This is a genomic window from Halobellus rufus (genome assembly GCF_000739575.1).
Taxonomy (GTDB): domain Archaea; phylum Halobacteriota; class Halobacteria; order Halobacteriales; family Haloferacaceae; genus Haloquadratum; species Haloquadratum rufum.
In genome coordinates, this window is the sequence record NZ_BBJO01000035.1 from 1 (window position 1) to 16781 (window position 16781).

Consider the following 16781-nt stretch of genomic DNA (forward strand, 5'->3'; position numbering starts at 1 on the left):
ACCAACCGAGAGGCGTGGTACACCATCAAGCAGACCGGCTCCGCCGACGAGCCGCCGACTCGGTTCTTCAAGTGTACGGAGTGCGGGCACCGGTGGCGAGGGTACAACTAAACACCCACCTTTTTATTCGGGGGTCCTCGGCGGCTTCGCCGCCTCGAACCCCCGACAAAAGCCTGGTGGGAAAACCTCCCGCGAGGCTCGCGGCTGCGAGCCCCGCGGTACAATACAGACAGCCAACCGCCTCCGCGCCGCTTCCACTCCGCCCCGGCTGTCACTTCTTCGATAACAACTACGCCGCACCGCTCGCCACCGTACATTATTACTCGCGGCCACCGAACGCGACGCTGTGTCCCTCCACTCAGCCCTCCCTGACCGCTTCCGCCCGTGGTATCTCCTCGACGTCGCGGCGTTCCTGTTGGGCGCTGTCGGATCGATCCAGCGCTCGGTATCGGGGTTCGGCGACCTCCCGTCGCTGACCCCAGTTGCCTCCGTGGGGGCCGTCGTCTCCGGACTGTTCGCGGTCGTCGTGCTCCGGTTCACCGTCGGCAACCTCTGGGCCTACGCGGTCGAGTACGCCAACGCGGGCGGGCAGTGGTCCGATCTTCCGTTCTTGGCCCCGATCGGCGGCGGCCTCGCGGGCGTCGCCGTCACCTACGCGGTGACGACCAGCCTCGGCGCGGCCGCGTGGGCCGGCTTCTGGACGTTCGCGGTCGTCGCGGGCGTCGTCGCGGTCGCCGTCTCCTTCGCGGCGGGCTACGAGGAGTCCACTTCCTGAAGGTACGGCGCGAGGAAGTCGGAAACGGTCCCGGCGACCTTCGATTCTTGGCCGACGAAGAAGTGGTCCGCGGGGAACTCGACGACCGCGAAGCCGCGCTCGCGGGCGGCGTCGACCACCGGTCCGACGTGGGCGACGTCGTCGCGGGTCCCGTAGACGACTTGAACCGGGAGGTCGGAACTGAGCGCTTCGAGGTCGGCGACGACGTCGACGCCGCCGATTCCCTCCTCGTCGGGCGCGTCGGGATCCGACCGCTCGGAGCCGAGGCGTGCGGGCGGGGCGAGCGCGGAGACGGCGTCGACGTCCGCGCCGGCGGCCGCCGCCGAGAGGGCGAGCGCGCCGCCGAAGCTGAAGCCGAAGAGCGCGACGCGGTCGTACCGTTTCCGGGCCCACGCGACGGCGTTGCCGACGTCGGTCCGCTCGCCGCGCCCCCCGTCCCACGGGCCGTAATCGAATCTGAGACAGTCGATTCCGCGGTCGCACAGCGCGTCGCTCACCGCGCGGAGTCGCTGATCGCGGCGAGTGCCGCCGTGCTGGGGGTGCGGCGGGCAGGCGACGACGCACGCGGTCGCGTCCCGTCCCGTCGCTTCGTCGAGCGTGCCGCGGGCGTCGCGGCCGCCGGGGAGGAAGCTCGGATCGCTCATTCGGACACCGGCGGTTCGGCACGTGAGGTTTTAACTCCGCCGTGCCCAAGGTTGGACGTATGGGAATCCTCTCACGCGCGTCCTACGTCGTCCGCTCGAAGCTGAACGCCCTCCTCAACCGCGCCGAGGACCCGACGGAGACGCTCGATTACTCCTACGAGCAGATGCGTGACGAACTGCAGGACGTAAAGCAGGGCATCGCGGATCTGACGACCCAGAAGAAGCGCCTCGAAATCCAGAAGCGACGCCTCGAAGAGAACGTCGAGAAGCACAACGAGCAGGCCAGAGAGGCCGTCCGACAGGACCGCGACGATCTCGCCCGGCAGGCCCTCGAGAAGAAGCAGGCGAAGATGAACCAGATCGAGGAACTGGAGGGACAGATCGCCGACCTCCAGTCGACGCAGGACGACCTCGTCGAGAAGAAGAACGAACTCCAGAACCGCATCGAGGAGTTCCGCACGAAGAAGGAGACGATGAAGGCGCGCTACGAGGCCGCGGAGGCGTCCTCGCGCGTCTCGGAGGCGATGACCGGCGTCGGCGACGAGATGTCCGACGTCTCGCGGGCGATCGAGCGCGCCGAGGAGCGCACCGACGAGATGGAGGCGCGCTCTGAGGCGATGGACGAACTCGTCGACACCGGCGCGTTCGACGACGCGATGTCCGACAAGGACAGCATCGACCGCGAACTCGAGAGCGGTCGGTCGAGCGCCGAGGTCGACTCCGAACTGGAGACGCTGAAAGCCGAGATGGGAGACGGCGTCGCCGCGGAGAGCGAAGAGGAGGACGCGGCGACGGCGGAGGACGCGGCCGCCGAGACCGACGCCACGGCCGAGGTCGACGTCGACGACGCCGAGGTCGAAGCCGAGTTGGAGGAACTGAAAGACGACGAGAACTGAGACGGAGTCTCGTACGTCCCCATCGGTGTCTCGCCGGTCGCCCGGCGGGAGTCTATCGACGGGGACGAGACGCACAGAGCCGACGCCGCCGGAGTGGTCGAACACGGGATCACGGATCTCAGATGGACGAGACGCGACCGAAAGACTCGGACGAACCCGACGACAGAATGCGACGCCGCGGCGAGGAGAGCCGCGTGAAGCTCTGGCTCCTGCTCGAATCGAACCGGTGGGTCGTCGCCGGACTGGTCGTCGTGGTGTTCTTCCTCGGAACCGTCGCCGTCGCGACCGTTATCCCGAACCGGGTGCTCGTCACCGTCGACGATCCCGTCGAAACGCTCTTTCAGGCGCTCGTGACGTCGACGATCACGGCCGTCACCCTCGTCGTCTCGATCAACTCGCTCGTCCTCTCGCAGGAACTCGGCGCGCTGGGCGACCAGCGCGAACGGATGGAGGGCGCGATGTCGTTCCGCCGCGACGTCGAGTCGGAACTCGGGATCGACGTCGCCCCCGCGACGCCGTCAGCGTTTCTCCGCGAGCTAGTGGCTTGCATCGAAGAGCGGGCGGCGGACCTGTCCGCGACCGTCGAGTCGGCGAGCGGCGACGGCGCGCTAGGGGCGGACCTGACGGAGCGGCTCTCCGAGTACGCCGACGGCCTGCGCAACCACGCGTCGTCGGTCGAGTCTGAACTCGAAGGTCGACAGTTCGGGACGTTCGACGTGCTCTCGGCGGCGTTGAACTTCAACTACTCCTGGAAGATCCACGAGGCGCGGCAGTTGCGGGCGGACGTCGACGCCGACGCTGCGGCCGGTGAGAGCGACGAGGGTGGTGAGAGCCGCGGGACCGACGATAGCGACGGGACAGGTGGACACGGCTCGTCCGTGACGGACGCGCTCGACGCCCTCGTTTCGGCGTTGACGCTGTTCGGACCAACGCGAGAGCACATCAAGACGCTGTACTTCCAGTGGGAACTGGTGAACCTCTCGCGGGCGATGCTGTACAGCGCCGTCCCGACGCTCGTGATCGCGATCAACGTCCTCCTGTTTCACGGCGTGTTGCAGGCGGTGTCGGGGTCGACGCTCGGCATCGCCCACTACGTGTGGATCGTCGCGGCCGCGACCGCTCTCACGCTCGCGCCCTTTGCGATCCTCCTCTCGTTCGTCCTCCGGATCGGCACGGTCGCCAAGCGGACGCTCTCGATCGGGCCGTTTATTTTGCGGACGACGGACGAGGACGGCGACTGACCCGCTCCAGACGACTACGGAAACACCCCGGAGGCCGACTGACAGTCCGCGACCGGATTCGCCATCGAGCCGACAGTATCAGTAGCCGTCGGCCACGAGAGGGAGGTATGATGGAGACGATCGAGGCCGTCCGCGCGGCGCTCGGGACGGACCGCCGCGCCGCGTTCGACCGGCGCGTCGAACGAGCGGCAGATTCGCTCCGCGCCGCGATCCGCGCCGGCGAGTTCGACGCCTCGGCGTTCGCGATCGGGCTCGAACTCGAGGGCTACGTCGTCGACGGCGAGGGGCGGCTCGCTGCCGCGCCGGAACGGCTCTTCGAGACCGATGGCTGTAGCCGCGAACTCGGCGTGCACAACGCGGAGTTACACACCGACCCCGACGTCGTCTCCGATTCCGGACTCCGACGCCAGGCGGCCGAACTGCGCTCGACGCATCAGTCCGTCCAGCGGGTCCTCCGGGAATCAGATCGCCGATTCGTCCTCGATGCGATGTGGACCGTGCCGCCGGAAACCGGGACCAGAGCGCACCTCGGGCGCGGGCGAGACGTCGACGGCGTCTTCCTCGCCGACGAGATGCGGCCGGTCCCCCGCTACGTCGCCTTGGATCAGGTGATCCGCGAGGCGAACGACGGCCGGATCGACCTCGGCCTGCCGGGCCTCGAATCGGCGGAGTCGATGCTCGTCGAGTCGCTCGCGACGTCGATGCAGCCGCACCTACAGGTCCCCGACCCGGCCGACGTCCCGCGGTACCTGAACGTCGCCACGCGGACGATGGGGCCGATCCTCTCGCTGTCGGCGAACTCGCCGTTCCTCCCGGCAGATCTGTACGACGAAGCCCTCGCCGACGGAGGCGACGACTTCGAGACCCTCCTCGCGGAGACGCCGCAGGAGCTTCGGATCCCGGTCTTCGAGCGCGCCGTCGACGAGGGATCGAACAAGTGTCGCGTCCCGCGGGACGTCGAGACCATCGACGAGTTGATCCGCCGGATCGAGGCGGACCCGACGCTCGTCGCGCCGCCCGAACTCGACGACGAGACAGACAGCGAGAGCCGAGCGGGCGACGACGACAGCGAGGGTTACGCGGCGTTCGCCGCGAAGCGCGGCACGTACTGGCGCTGGGTCAGGCCCGTGTTCGGCGGCGAGATCCCGCGCGGCGACGACGGGGCCCCGCTCGCCGACGGCACGGCGCAGTCGGTCCGGATCGAGTACCGGCCGCTCCCGACGCAGCCGACGATCCGGGACACGATCGGGATGCAGGCGCTCGTCGCGGGCGTCCTGCGCGGCGTCGACGCGACCGATCACCCGCTGGCGACGCTCCCGTGGGACGACGCGAAGGCGTCGTTCTACGCGGCGGTCGACGACGGCCCCGACGCCGACCTCCGGTGGGTGACCCGGGACGGCGAGCGGACGACGGCGACGAGCCGGATCCACGACGAACTGTTCGCGCTGGCGCGCCGCGGCCTCGACGAACTCGGGGTCGGCGACGAGACGATCGAGTGGGCGCTGGGGCCGATCGAGGCGCGCCGGGAGGCGACCCACGCCGCGCCGAGCGCGTGGAAGCGCGCCCGGGTCCGCGAGGCCGTCGCCGACGGCGCGTCGCCCCCCGACGCGATCGCCGAGATGCAGCGGGAGTACGTCGACCGAGCCGCCGAGGGGACGCCGTTCGCCCGGTGGTAACCGGGGTCCGGTTCGCGTACCGCGGCTCTCTCACGACTCGACGACGTCGTCGAGGCGGTCGAGGTAGTCCTCGCGCGGGAGCTGATACGCCGCGCGGTAGTCGACGTCGCCGTCGGCGAAGCGCCGGGCGAGGTCGTCTGCGCCTTCGACGGCGGCGTCGCGGCTCTCGTACTCCTCGACGACGGCTTCGACGTCCGGTTCGAGCGTGAGCACGACGTGCCAGGTGTCGGTCGGAATCTGTGACGCGCCGGGCCGCCGCGCCCGCGAGCGGTTCGAGACGAGGATCGTCGGGATGCACTCGGCGGGCAGGTCGTTGCCCTCGTTGAACACGTCGGGGCGGAACACGAGGATCCGACGGCCGTGCGGCTCGTCGTTCCAGAGCGACCATCCGGCGGGCGGGTCGCTGTCGGTCATCGTCGGGTCGAGCGCCTCCCGGCGGGTTCGCTCTCTCCTCCCGGTCGACGTCGCGGACTCCTGTCCATACTCCGGTGTCGGACGCCCAGTCACAAATACGGTCGCGTTGTTCGGTGCCGCACCGAGGGCGACCACCGCGCGCGGTACGGCGGGAACCGCAGGAAGCCTTATGTGTGTCCATCACTCACACACGTTCAGTCTCGGTCGATCGGATCGAGCGACCGCCCGCACACGTATCGCCAGTCGAACCCGACGTTCTGTCGCCCTGTCGCCGCCAAGTCGCCGTCGCCCCCGCGAAGTTCCGTTGCGCGTGTGTTAATTGGTATGTGTAGACATACCAATCTACCGCGGGTGGGAGAGACGCCCACCGCGGTTCCGCGCCGAGACGCGGTGACCGCATCGCTCCCCGAGACGGACAAACAATGAACGGTGACAGAGAAACCCTCGAAACCCTGAGTCGAGCGTACAAGGACTCCGTGCCCGAAGACCTCCGGGAGGCCAAGCGCTTCAGCTGGTACCTCGACGCGGTGTACGACGACCCGCGGATCGCCCGCAACGCCCACCAGCGCGTGGCCGACATGTTCGACCACTACGGCACCGCCTACGACGAACAGGCGGGCGTCGTCGAGTACCGGATGGCCTCGGAGGACCCGCTGCACGACGGCGAGAACACCTTCTATGGACGAGAGGTCCACGAGTCGATCCACGAGTTCGTGAACAAGGTGAAATCGGGTGCCCGCGGGCTCGGCCCGCAGAAACGCATCAAACTGCTTCTCGGACCGGTCGGCTCCGGGAAGTCGCACTTCGACTGGATGGTCAGACGCTACTTCGAGGACTACACCGCGACCGACGCGGGCCGGATGTACACCTTCCGGTGGACGAACCTCTGCGACGTCGTCCGCGATCAGGACCCCGAGGACGACGTCGTCACCTCGCCGATGAACCAGGACCCGCTCGTCCTCTTGCCGCAGCCCCAGCGCGACGAGGTGATCGAGCGGCTGAACGAACGGCTGGACGCGCCCTACACCATCCGGAACGACCAGACGCTCGATCCCGCCTCGGAGTTCTACCTCGACGCGCTGTTGGCGCAGTACGACGACGACCTGCAGGCGGTCCTCGAAAACCACGTCGAGATCGTCCGCCTCGTCGCCTCGGAGAACAAGCGCCAGTGCGTCGAGACGTTCGAGCCGAAGGACAAGAAGAACCAAGACGAGACCGAGTTGACCGGCGACGTCAACTACTCGAAGCTCGCGGTCTACGGCGAGTCGGACCCGCGCGCGTTCGACTACTCCGGCGCGTTCTGCAACGCGAACCGCGGGCTCTTCTCCGGCGAGGAGCTCCTGAAGCTCCAGCGGGAGTTCCTCTACGACTTCCTGCACGCCTCCCAAGAGCAGACGATCAAGCCGAAGAACAACCCCAGAATCGACATCGACCAGGTGATCGTCGGCCGGACGAACATGCCCGAATATAGGGAGAAGAAGGGCGACGAGAAGATGGAGGCGTTCAACGACCGGACGAAGCGGATCGACTTCCCGTACGTCTTAGAGTACGACGAGGAGGCGGAGATCTACCGGAAGATGCTTCGGAACGCCGACGTTCCGGACATGCACATCGAGCCGCACACCCTGGAGATGGCCGGGCTCTTCGGCGTCCTCACGCGGATCACCGAGCCCGACGAGTCGGTCTCGCTGGTCCAGAAGGCGAAGGCCTACAACGGCGAGATCGACGACGGCGACGACGTCGACGTCCGAAAGCTCCGCGAGAACGGCGAGGCGGCCGCGGACATCGGCGAGGGGATGGACGGCGTCTCTGCCAGATTCATCGGCGACGAGATCGCCGAGGCGATTATGGACTCGACGCACCACGGGCGGTCGTACCTCTCGCCGCTGTCGGTGTTCTCGCACTTCGAGGCCAACCTCGAGAACCACGGGTCGATTCCCGAGGACAACCTCGACCGCTACCACCGCTACCTCGAGTTGGTCCGCGAGGAGTACAAGAACCGAGCCATCGAGGACGTCCGCCACGCGCTCGCCTACGACGTCGACGAGATCCGCCGGCAGGGCGAGAAGTACATGGACCACGTGATGGCGTACATCGACGACGCCACCGTCGAGGACGAACTCACCGGGCGCGAGCAGGACCCCGACGAGACGTTCCTCCGCTCGGTCGAGGAGAAACTGGAGATCCCCGAGGACCGCAAGGACGACTTCCGCCAGGAGGTCTCCAATTGGGTCTCCCGCCGCGCCCGCGACGGCACCTCCTTCGACCCGCAGGACAACGACCGCCTCCGCCGCGCCCTAGAGCGGAAGCTCTGGGAGGACAAGAAGCACAACATCAACTTCTCGGCGCTGGTGAGCGCGAACGAGCTCGACGACGACGAGCGCAGCGCCTGGATCGACGCCCTGATCGAGCAGGGCTACTCCCAGTCGGCGCTCGCGAGGTGCTCGAATTCGCGGGCGCGGAGGTCGCAAAGAGCGAACTCGAGGAGTGAGTATGACCGCAGCACACACGCCCGAGAACGGCGGCCCGGCGCGGGACTACGTCGACGTCGCCGACGAGCACCTCCGCGGCACCTACGAGGAGCCGATGAGCCTCCGCGAGTACGTCGACGCCGCCTTCGAGCGGCCGTCGATCGCCGCCCACGCCGCGAAGTACCTCCTCGACGCCATCGAGTCGATGGGGACGCGGACGGTGCTCGAGGAGGGCGAGACCCGCGAGCGGTACCGCTTCTTCGACGACCCGGCGAACGACGGCGAGCACGCGGTGCTCGGCAACACGGACGTGCTGAACAGCTTCGTCGACGACCTCCGGACGATCGCGACCGAGCGCGGCAAGTCAGAGAAGATCGTCTGGTTCAACGGCCCCACGGCGACCGGCAAGTCGGAACTGAAGCGCTGTCTCGTCAACGGGCTGCGCGCGTACTCGAAGACCGACGCGGGCCGTCGCTACACCGTCGAGTGGAACGTCGCCGCCGGGAGCGACACCCGTGGGCTCTCCTACGGCGGCGAGACGACCGGCACCGAGCGGGAAGACGACTGGTACGAGAGCCCGGTGCAGGCGCACCCGCTGTCGGTCTTCCCTCGCGACGTGCGCGAGGAACTGCTGACGGCGTTGAACGACGCCGCCGACGGGCACGTCCCGGTCGCCGTCGATCAGGCGCTCGATCCCTTCTCGCGGGAGGCGTACGACCTGCTCGAAGAGCGGTACCGGCGGAACGGCACCCAGGAGTTGTTCTCGGCGGTGACGGACCCCGCGCACCTGCGCGTGAAGAACTACGTCGTCGACGTCGGCAGCGGCATCGGCATCCTCCACTCCGAGGACGACGGGACGCCCAAAGAGCGGCTCGTCGGGTCGTGGATGCCCGGGATGCTCCGCGAACTCGACTCCCGCGGCCGGAAGAACCCGCAGGCGTTCAGCTACGACGGCGTGCTCTCGCAGGGCAACGGCCTGCTGACGATCGTCGAGGACGCCTCCCAGCACGCCGACCTGCTCCAGAAGCTCCTGAACGTCCCCGACGAGGGACGCGTGAAGCTCGACAAGGGAATCGGAATGGACGTCGACTCGCAACTGCTCATCATCTCGAACCCCGATCTGGACGCCGAACTCGACAAGTACGCCGACCGAAACGACCACGACCCGCTGAAGGCGCTCAAGCGCCGCCTCGACAAGCACGAGTTCCGCTACCTCACGACCGTCGCGCTCGAAGCCGAGCTGATCCGGCGGGAACTCACCGACGAGACGTCCGTCTGGGACGTCGAGGACGAGAGCGAGCTTCGCGAGCGGGTCCGCGCCCCGCTCGCCGTCGACGTCCGCAGCGGCCCCGGCGAGATCCAGCGGCGGGAGCTCGCGCCGCACGCGGTCGCGGCCGCGGCGATGTACAGCGTCCTGACCCGTCTGGACGGCGAAGACGTCCCCTCGGGGTACGACCTGCTCGACAAGGCGAAGCTGTTCGACGTGGGCTACCTCGAGGAGGAGGGCGACCGGACGGGGATCGACGAGTTCGCCTTCGAGCGGGAGAACGAGGGGTCCCACGGGATCCCGGTGACGTTCACCCGCGACGTCGTCGCGGAGCTGCTGCAGGGGACGACCGATCGGTGGCATCCGGAGCTCGCGGTCGAGCGGGTCGTCCTCCCCGACGACGTCCTCGACGCGATGATCGAGGGGTTGCACGACGCGCCCGTCTTCTCCCGGGCGGAACGCGCCGAGTACGAGGGGCGGGCGTCGATGGCGCGGGAGTACGTCCGCGAGCGCCAGGAGTCGGACGTGCTCGCGGCGCTGCTGGCGGACCACTCCGTCGAGCGCGAGACGGTCGCCGAGTACGTCGAACACGTCTACGCGTGGGACGGCGACGAGCAGGTCGAGACCGAGCGCGGTCCCGTCGACCCCGACCCCCTCCGGATGAAGCTCTTCGAGATCGAGTCGCTCGGCCGGTTCGACGAGGACGACTACCTCGGGACCGCGCCGACAGAGAACGTGAAGCAGTTCCGCCGCGAGAAGATCATCGCCGCGCTGAACCGCTACGCGTGGCAGAACCGCGACGAGGGCTTCGCCGTCGACGACGTCGACCTCTCTGAGATCCCGATCATCCAGTCGGTGCTGGACGCCCACGGCTGGGACGACGTCCGCCGCCGCTACGAGGACTTCGACCCGGCGCAGTGGACCGACCCGCCGGCGAACACCGAGACGGCCCGGCTGAAGGCGAAGACGATCGACGGACTCGTCGACAGCGGGTACACGGAGGCGTCCGCAGAGTTGACGAGCCGCGCCGTGATGCGGGAGGTGCGCGAGCGATGGGACTGAGAGAGGACCTCGAACGGTTCCGCGAAGTCGGCGAGGAGCGCCGCGAGGACCTCCAGTCGTTCATCCGCTACGGCGACCTCAGCGGCTCGGAGTCCGAGCGGATCAAGATCCCGATCAAGGTCGTCGACCTCCCGGAGTTCCAGTACGACAGGCTCGACCGCGGCGGCGTCGGGCAGGGACAGGGCGGCACCCCGGACGTCGGCCAACCCGTCGGCCAGCCACAGCCGCAGGCCGGCGACGGCGACGACGACGGCGAGGAGGGCGAGCCCGGAGAGGAGGGCGGCGAACACGAGTACTACGAGATGGACCCCGAGGAGTTCGCCGAGGAACTCGACGAGGAGCTCGGCTTGGACCTCGAACCGAAGGGCAAGAAGGTGATCGAGGAGGTCGAGGGCGACTTCACCGACGTCACCCGCACCGGCCCGAACAGCACCCTCGACTTCGAGCGGCTGTTCAAACAGGGGCTCAAGCGGAAGCTCGCGACCGACTTCGACGAGTCGTTCGTCCGCGAGGCGATGAAAGTCGCCGGCGAGACGCCCCGGTCGGTCTACCGGTGGTGTCGCGAGGAGCACATCCTCGTCTCGCTGGCGTGGATCGAGGCCGAGTGGGACGAGATCCCCGACGACGAGCGGGGGAAGTGGGCCTCGTTCGCGGAGATGGCCGACGCGGTCGAGCGGACGACGACCGTCCAGCGCATCCGCCGCGACGGCCTGCGCGAGGTGCCGTTCCGCCGCGACGACGAGCGGTACCGCCACCCCGAGATCGAGGAGAAGAAGGAGAAGAACGTCGTCGTCGTCAACATCCGCGACGTCTCGGGATCGATGCGGGAGACCAAGCGCGAACTCGTCGAGCGGACGTTCACCCCGCTGGACTGGTACTTGCAGGGCAAGTACGACAACGCCGAGTTCGTCTACATCGCCCACGACGCCGACGCCTGGGAGGTCGAGCGCGAGGAGTTCTTCGGCATCCGCTCGGGCGGCGGGACGCGGATCTCCAGCGCCTACGAACTCGCCGGCGAGATCCTCGAGGAGCAGTACCCCTTCGCGGAGTGGAACCGCTACGTGTTCGCCGCGGGCGACTCCGAGAACTCCTCGAACGACACGACCGAGCGGGTGATCCCGCTGATGCGAGAGATCCCCGCGAACCGTCACGCCTACGTGGAGACCCAGCCCGGCGGAACCGCGATCAACGCGACGCACGCCGACGAGGTCGCAGACGCCTTCGCCGACGACGGCGACGTCGTCGTCGCGACCGTCAAGTCCCGCGAGGACGTCACGGAGGCGATCTACGAGATACTCCAGCCCGCCACCGCGAAGCCGCGGGCGACCGCGAACCCGGCAACGGAGTGATACGAGATGGCAACTACCCCACGACGATTCAGGGACGTCGCGCGCGCGGCCGCCGACCGGCTCGACGAGCCGGTTCGAGAGGCCAGAGCGCTCGCGAGGAAACTCGGGCTCGACCCCTACCCCGTGAACTACTGGATCGTCGACCACGACGAGATGAACCAGCTCATCGCCTACGGCGGCTTCCAGCGCCGTTACCCGCACTGGCGGTGGGGGATGACCTACGACCGCCAGCGCAAGCAGGACCAGTTCGGGATGGGCAAGGCCTTCGAGATCGTCAACAACGACGACCCGAGCCACGCGTTCTTACAGGAGTCGAACTCGCTGGCCGACCAGAAGGCCGTCATCACGCACGTCGAGGCCCACGCGGACTTCTTCCGCAACAACGAGTGGTTCGGGCGCTTCAGCGGCGACGGCGACCTCGACGCGGCGGCGATGCTCGAACGCCACGCCGAGACGATCCAGCGCTACGTCGACGACCCGGAGATCGACCGCGAGGACGTCGAGCGGTTCGTCGACGCCGTGACCTGCCTCGAGGACACGATCGATCAGCACCGACCGCTGGCGGTCGACCGCGACGGCGAACGGACGCGGCCCGAGGACCTCCGCGGGCGGCTCGACGAGTTGAACCTCTCGGAGTCGGTCCGCGAGGCCGTCTTCGACGACGAGTGGCTCGACGACCTCGCGGACGCCGAGGCCGCCGCCGCGGCGCTGGATCGTCCCCGCGCGGACGTGCTGGGATTCCTCCGGGAGCACGGGACCGTCTACGACGAGGACTCCGGGGAGGCAGTCGAGATGGAACCGTGGCAGAAGGACGTCCTCGACGTCCTCCGCCGGGAGGCGTACTACTTCGCCCCGCAGAAGATGACGAAGGTGATGAACGAGGGGTGGGCCGCCTACTGGGAGTCGCTGATGATGGGCGAGGAGCGCTTCGCGGGGACCGACGAGTTCCTCACCTACGCCGACCACCAGTCGCGGGTGTTAGGCTCGCCGGGACTCAACCCCTACAAGCTCGGCAAGGAGCTCTGGGAGTACGTCGAGAACACCGCCAACCGCCGAGAGGTCGCCGAGAGACTCCTCCGCGTCGAGGGGATCACGTGGCGGAACTTCCACGACGCCGTCGACTTCCGGGCGGTCCAAGCGCTACTCGAACCCGCCGATCCGATCGCTGGCCTCAACCGCGAGACGATCGACGCGCTGGCTGCGCTCCCCGAGGACGACCCGCGGGTCGACTGGGAGGCGCTGGACCGCGCGCTCTCCGACCCCGACGCCGTCGACGTCGACCGCTACCCGTGGAAGGTGCTCACCTACGAGGGCCTCGCCGAGCGGCACTTCTCGCTGATAAAGCCGCAGAACCGCGGCTTCCTCGGGCGGATCAGACGCGACGAACTCGAGGAGCTCTCGCGTTACATCTTCGACGACGCGACGTACGCGACCGTCGAGGAGGCGATCGCCGACGTCGACCCGACCGCCGGCTGGGAGCGGATGCGGGCGATCCGCGAGAGCCACAACGACGTGACGTTCATCGACGCGTTCCTCTCGGCGGAGTTCGTCGAGGCGAACGACTACTTCACCTACGAGTACACCCGGTCGACGGGTGATTTCCGCGTCGCGTCGACCGATCCGGCGGACGTGAAGAAGAAGCTCCTCCTGCAGTTCACGAACTTCGGCAAGCCGACGGTCGCCGTCTTCGACGACAACTTCGAGAACCGCGGCGAACTACTCCTCGGACACCGCTACAACGGCATTATGCTCGACGTCGAGCAGGCCCGGGACGTCCTCGAACGCGTCCACGAACTCTGGGGCCGGCCCGTGAACCTGATGACGATCCGGAAGGAGTACGACGACCACGACGTCGAGGTCGCCAGGCGTCGCAACCGCGAGCCCGAACCGACGGAGGTCGGCGTTCGGATCCGCTACGACGGGGAGGCCTTCGAGACGTTCGAACTCGACGAGGACCTGCGGGCGCGGATCGAGGCCGACGACGTCGACTACGACACGAAGCCCGACGAGTGGCTGTCGTAGTCGAGTCGGGCGGTCTGTGAGCGCAGTCTGTCGGCTACGGGCGCGAGCCGCCGGTCACCGGCGGGAACATCGCGAGCTCGTCGCCGTCTTCGAGCGCCGCGTCGAGCGAGGCGGGCGAGCCGTTCTGCATCAGATTCACGTCGTCGGCGAGCGCGTCGCCGTCCAGTACCCGCTCGCCGAGCCCGTCGCACTCCGCGAGGAGCGCGTCCAGCGCGTCCTCGACGGTGCCGTCGCCGTCGACGGAGACGGTGTGTTCTCGTCCGCCTGCGACCTCTGCGAGATCGGCGAAAAGCCGCCACGTGACCGTGTCCATACCACCCCTCACCGCCCGGTGGAGTTGAGCGTTACGCCGTCCGGTCGTCGGGCGCGGGGGGCTCCGATCCGGCGGTCGATCTCGGGTCCCCGTCGGTCGCGGTCTGTCCGGCGGTCGCGAGCCCCGTGATCTCCCGGAGGCGCTCGGGCCGAGCGACCACGTAGAGCGCGTCCCCGGGGGCCAGTTCCCGGCTCCGCGGCGGGATCGCCTCGATGCCCCCGCCGGCCTCGTGAACGGCGACGACCGTCGCGTCGACGGAGCCGAGCGTCGCTCCGTCGAGGTCGCTCCCGGCCTCGACGGTCACGACGTCCATCGTCTCGTCGGCCGCGCGCAGCAGCGCGGTGAACTCCCGCTCCGCCCCGGGATCGGCTGGCAGCGTCAGGAGCCGGTAGGAGGCGTCGGGGTCGAGCACGGCGGCGTCGGCCTCGTCGAGGATCACGGTGGCGACGTCGTCGGTCGCCGCGCGGAGTTCGCCGCTGGCGACGCGGGTCGCCGTCTCGGTACCGTCGGCCTCGGTCCTCCGTCGCCACAGTTGGACCGCGTCGCCCGCCGACGCGCCCGCACCGGGGTCGGCGTGGACCGCGACGGCGGCGAATCCGGGGGCGAGGGTCGTTCCGAGTCCCGCGGCGCGGCGTCCGAGTCCGAGCCGCTTCACGGTGCCGTCGTCGTCGAGTTCTAGGTCGACGTAGCCGACGCCGTAGTCCTCTTTGATCCGCGCGACGACGCGGTCTCTGAGGTCGTCGCCGCGGAGGTTCCGCGGTACGAGCAGCGTCTTGCCAGCGAGGTCGGCCTTCGTCGCATCCGGGACCGGCTCGTAGCCCTCGATGTCGTCGACGTCTTCGGCCTCCGCGGGCAGTTCGACGGGTCGAACGCGACCGACGTTGCTGACCAGCCGACTGACCTCGGTGTCGAGTTCGCGCGCGCCGACGATGGCGAAGACGCTCGTCGTGACGCGGTCGCCGACGGCGCGGCCGGCGGGGGAGACGACGATCGCCGCGACGAGCGTCGCCGCGTTGATCAGGACGGTCATCGGGTCGAAGATCGTCCCCGCGTCCGATCCGACCGCCTGCTGGAACAGCCCGACGGAGTTGAGATACAGCGCGACGCCCGACGCGCCGACGAGCGTCGCGAGCCACGCGGGGATCTCCTCGCGGGTGTACCACCGGTAGACGATCGCCGCGACGGCCGCGAGTATCGCCGCCGTCGCCGCGAGGCCGACGACCTGCGTCACCGCGCCGAGGACCGTCGGGTCGTCGGTGAGTCCGGAGCCGACCTGAAGCGGCGACGGCGCGCCGGCGGCGATCCCAGCGGCGCTCACGCGATCACCTCCCCGAACGCGTCGAGGTCGGCTTTGCCGCCCACGACGAGGAGGTCGTCGCCGGCTTCCACAGCCTGCGTCCCGCGCGGGACGATCGACCAGGATCCGTCGCTCCGGACCGCGAGGACGACCACGCCGTGTTCGTCGCGAACGGCGACGTCGCCGAGCGTCTGGCCCGCCAGTTCACTCCCGGAGCCGACGGCGAACCGACGGAACCGCTTGCCGGTCCGACGGAGCAGCCCCACGAGTTCGAACTCGCGTCGCTCCCGCGGGATTCGACGATCAGCCGGACGTCCTCGGCGGCGACGAGGGCCTGTGCGGACTGCCGTGACGCCGCGAGCGTCGCCCGGGCGCGGCCGCCGACCGCCCGCTGGACCGTCGCCTCCGACCCAGCAACCTCCGGGTCGGTCTCCTCGCCGCCGTCTGCGGCGGGCTCGGGTCCACCGTCGTCGCCGGTTTCGCGTGTCTGCTCCCCGGACTCCCCCTCGGCCTCGACGACCCCGAGCAGGCGCGCATCGAATCGCTCGCCGTCCGCGAAGGCGGTCACCTCGTCTCCGCGCGCCGCGCCGGTCGGCACCAAGGCGTCGACGGAGACCGCCCGTTCGCCGGGGCGGAGATGCTTCGAGAGGCCGCTGGTCGGCGGGGCCGCGGTGACCGTCGCGCGCCCCCGTTCGTCGAGCGTGGCCGACACTTCGAGGAGGTCGTACTCCGTCCTGAGGGCGGTCTCGACGCGCGACTCCAGTTCCACGAGCGGGAGGTCCGCGGGGAAGGTCCACGTCTCCTCGCGAATCGACTCCCGCAGCGCCGCCGGCAGCGGCGGGTAGCCCTCGACGTCGCCGACGTCGCCGACGACGGTGATCTCGACCTGTCCGCGCCCCCCGACCAGTTCGACCACGTCCGCCGAGAGCGTCCGCTTCGTGAGGTCGCGCAGGCTGAGCCGCTTCGGCAGTGCCGCACCCATCTTGTCGCCCTGCCCGTGGGCGTACAGCGTCCCCATCAACACGACGAGCAGCGCGATGGTGAGCCGAAGCTGATTCGTAGATCCAGTGAGCGAAGGGTCAGCGAGCGCGAGCAGGCCGCCGTTGAGCCCGGCGATGGTGACGCCGAGCGCGACGACGCCCAGCCCGGGGATCGTGACGCCGGTGAAGTACTTGAATCCGAAGCCGAGCAGCCACGCGATGAGCGCCGGGACGAGCCCGGTCAGCACGCCGAGATAGAGGCCGTAGAGGATTTCGACGGGGAGCGATGCCATCGACGGCTATGCTCGCGCGGAGGGTAAACACCTGTCGCTGTGATGCCTCCCGCTCGCGACACGTGGCCGGTGGCGGTCCGA

General features: G+C 68.9%; 11 protein-coding genes and 3 pseudogenes. 9 read left to right on the forward strand and 5 right to left on the reverse strand.

What is annotated here, in order from left to right:
* Window positions 1-111: pseudogene (locus tag ACP99_RS14080) on the forward strand (transcription factor S); the annotation flags it as partial.
* Between the two features lie 235 nt (window positions 112-346).
* Complete coding sequence (locus ACP99_RS14085) at window positions 347-775, forward strand: hypothetical protein (RefSeq protein ID WP_049987215.1); 429 nt, start codon at window positions 347-349, stop codon at window positions 773-775.
* Here the strand turns inward: ACP99_RS14085 and ACP99_RS14090 are convergent.
* Entirely contained in the window at window positions 754-1419 is a 666-nt protein-coding gene (locus ACP99_RS14090; protein WP_049987216.1) for an alpha/beta hydrolase, read from the reverse strand. The genes ACP99_RS14085 and ACP99_RS14090 overlap by 22 nt on opposite strands.
* A 59-nt stretch (window positions 1420-1478) precedes the next feature.
* Here ACP99_RS14090 and ACP99_RS14095 point away from each other — a divergent pair, with 59 nt between their 5' ends.
* From ACP99_RS14095 to ACP99_RS14105, 3 genes are all read left to right on the forward strand, one after another.
* Window positions 1479-2315, forward strand: a complete 837-nt coding sequence (locus ACP99_RS14095) for a PspA/IM30 family protein (RefSeq protein ID WP_049987217.1) — start codon at window positions 1479-1481, stop codon at window positions 2313-2315.
* A 122-nt stretch (window positions 2316-2437) separates the two neighbouring features.
* Complete coding sequence (locus ACP99_RS14100; RefSeq protein ID WP_049987218.1) at window positions 2438-3556, forward strand: hypothetical protein; 1119 nt, start codon at window positions 2438-2440, stop codon at window positions 3554-3556.
* Between the two features lie 107 nt (window positions 3557-3663).
* Window positions 3664-5232: a hypothetical protein gene (locus ACP99_RS14105; RefSeq protein WP_049987219.1), complete on the forward strand. Its 1569-nt coding sequence runs from the start codon at window positions 3664-3666 to the stop codon at window positions 5230-5232.
* Window positions 5233-5262: 30 nt separating this feature from the next.
* Here ACP99_RS14105 and ACP99_RS14110 read toward each other — a convergent pair whose 3' ends face one another.
* Window positions 5263-5646 carry a DUF5820 family protein gene (locus ACP99_RS14110; protein ID WP_049987245.1) on the reverse strand — a complete coding sequence of 128 codons (384 nt, stop codon included), beginning with the start codon at window positions 5644-5646 and terminating at the stop codon, window positions 5263-5265.
* 422 nt (window positions 5647-6068) lie between these two features.
* On the opposite strand from ACP99_RS14110, the pseudogene ACP99_RS19385 reads away from it, so the two are divergent.
* From ACP99_RS19385 to ACP99_RS14135, 4 genes and pseudogenes are all read left to right on the forward strand, one after another.
* Window positions 6069-8137, forward strand: a pseudogene (locus ACP99_RS19385) (PrkA family serine protein kinase).
* 2 nt (window positions 8138-8139) lie between these two features.
* Window positions 8140-10446, forward strand: coding sequence for a PrkA family serine protein kinase (locus ACP99_RS14125; RefSeq protein ID WP_049987222.1), 2307 nt, complete (start codon window positions 8140-8142; stop codon window positions 10444-10446).
* Window positions 10437-11795, forward strand: coding sequence for a YeaH/YhbH family protein (locus ACP99_RS14130; protein WP_049987223.1), 1359 nt, complete (start codon window positions 10437-10439; stop codon window positions 11793-11795). Before ACP99_RS14125 ends, ACP99_RS14130 begins: the two co-directional genes overlap by 10 nt.
* Before the next feature lie 6 nt (window positions 11796-11801).
* Complete coding sequence (locus ACP99_RS14135; RefSeq protein WP_049987224.1) at window positions 11802-13817, forward strand: SpoVR family protein; 2016 nt, start codon at window positions 11802-11804, stop codon at window positions 13815-13817.
* Window positions 13818-13851: 34 nt separating this feature from the next.
* On the opposite strand, the gene ACP99_RS14140 is transcribed toward ACP99_RS14135, so the two are convergent.
* From ACP99_RS14140 to ACP99_RS14150, 3 genes and pseudogenes are all read right to left on the reverse strand, one after another.
* Window positions 13852-14130, reverse strand: a complete 279-nt coding sequence (locus ACP99_RS14140; RefSeq protein WP_049987225.1) for a ubiquitin-like small modifier protein 1 — start codon at window positions 14128-14130, stop codon at window positions 13852-13854.
* A 31-nt stretch (window positions 14131-14161) separates the two neighbouring features.
* Window positions 14162-15448, reverse strand: coding sequence for a TrkA C-terminal domain-containing protein (locus ACP99_RS14145; RefSeq protein WP_156105740.1), 1287 nt, complete (start codon window positions 15446-15448; stop codon window positions 14162-14164).
* Window positions 15445-16700, reverse strand: a pseudogene (locus ACP99_RS14150) (potassium channel family protein). The gene ACP99_RS14145 and the pseudogene ACP99_RS14150 overlap by 4 nt, the downstream one beginning before the upstream one ends.
* Between the last annotated feature and the right edge of the window lie 81 nt (window positions 16701-16781).

What these genes read in the sequence shown, in the direction of transcription:
- ACP99_RS14090 (WP_049987216.1), bottom strand. Translation starts at nt 1,419, where the DNA reads ATGAGCGATCCGAGCTTCCTCCCCGGCGGCCGCGACGCCCGCGGCACG.
- ACP99_RS14095 (WP_049987217.1), top strand. Translation starts at nt 1,479, where the DNA reads ATGGGAATCCTCTCACGCGCGTCCTACGTCGTCCGCTCGAAGCTGAAC.
- ACP99_RS14100 (WP_049987218.1), top strand. Translation starts at nt 2,438, where the DNA reads ATGGACGAGACGCGACCGAAAGACTCGGACGAACCCGACGACAGAATG.
- ACP99_RS14105 (WP_049987219.1), top strand. Translation starts at nt 3,664, where the DNA reads ATGATGGAGACGATCGAGGCCGTCCGCGCGGCGCTCGGGACGGACCGC.
- ACP99_RS14110 (WP_049987245.1), bottom strand. Translation starts at nt 5,646, where the DNA reads ATGACCGACAGCGACCCGCCCGCCGGATGGTCGCTCTGGAACGACGAG.
- ACP99_RS14125 (WP_049987222.1), top strand. Translation starts at nt 8,140, where the DNA reads ATGACCGCAGCACACACGCCCGAGAACGGCGGCCCGGCGCGGGACTAC.
- ACP99_RS14130 (WP_049987223.1), top strand. Translation starts at nt 10,437, where the DNA reads ATGGGACTGAGAGAGGACCTCGAACGGTTCCGCGAAGTCGGCGAGGAG.
- ACP99_RS14135 (WP_049987224.1), top strand. Translation starts at nt 11,802, where the DNA reads ATGGCAACTACCCCACGACGATTCAGGGACGTCGCGCGCGCGGCCGCC.
- ACP99_RS14140 (WP_049987225.1), bottom strand. Translation starts at nt 14,130, where the DNA reads ATGGACACGGTCACGTGGCGGCTTTTCGCCGATCTCGCAGAGGTCGCA.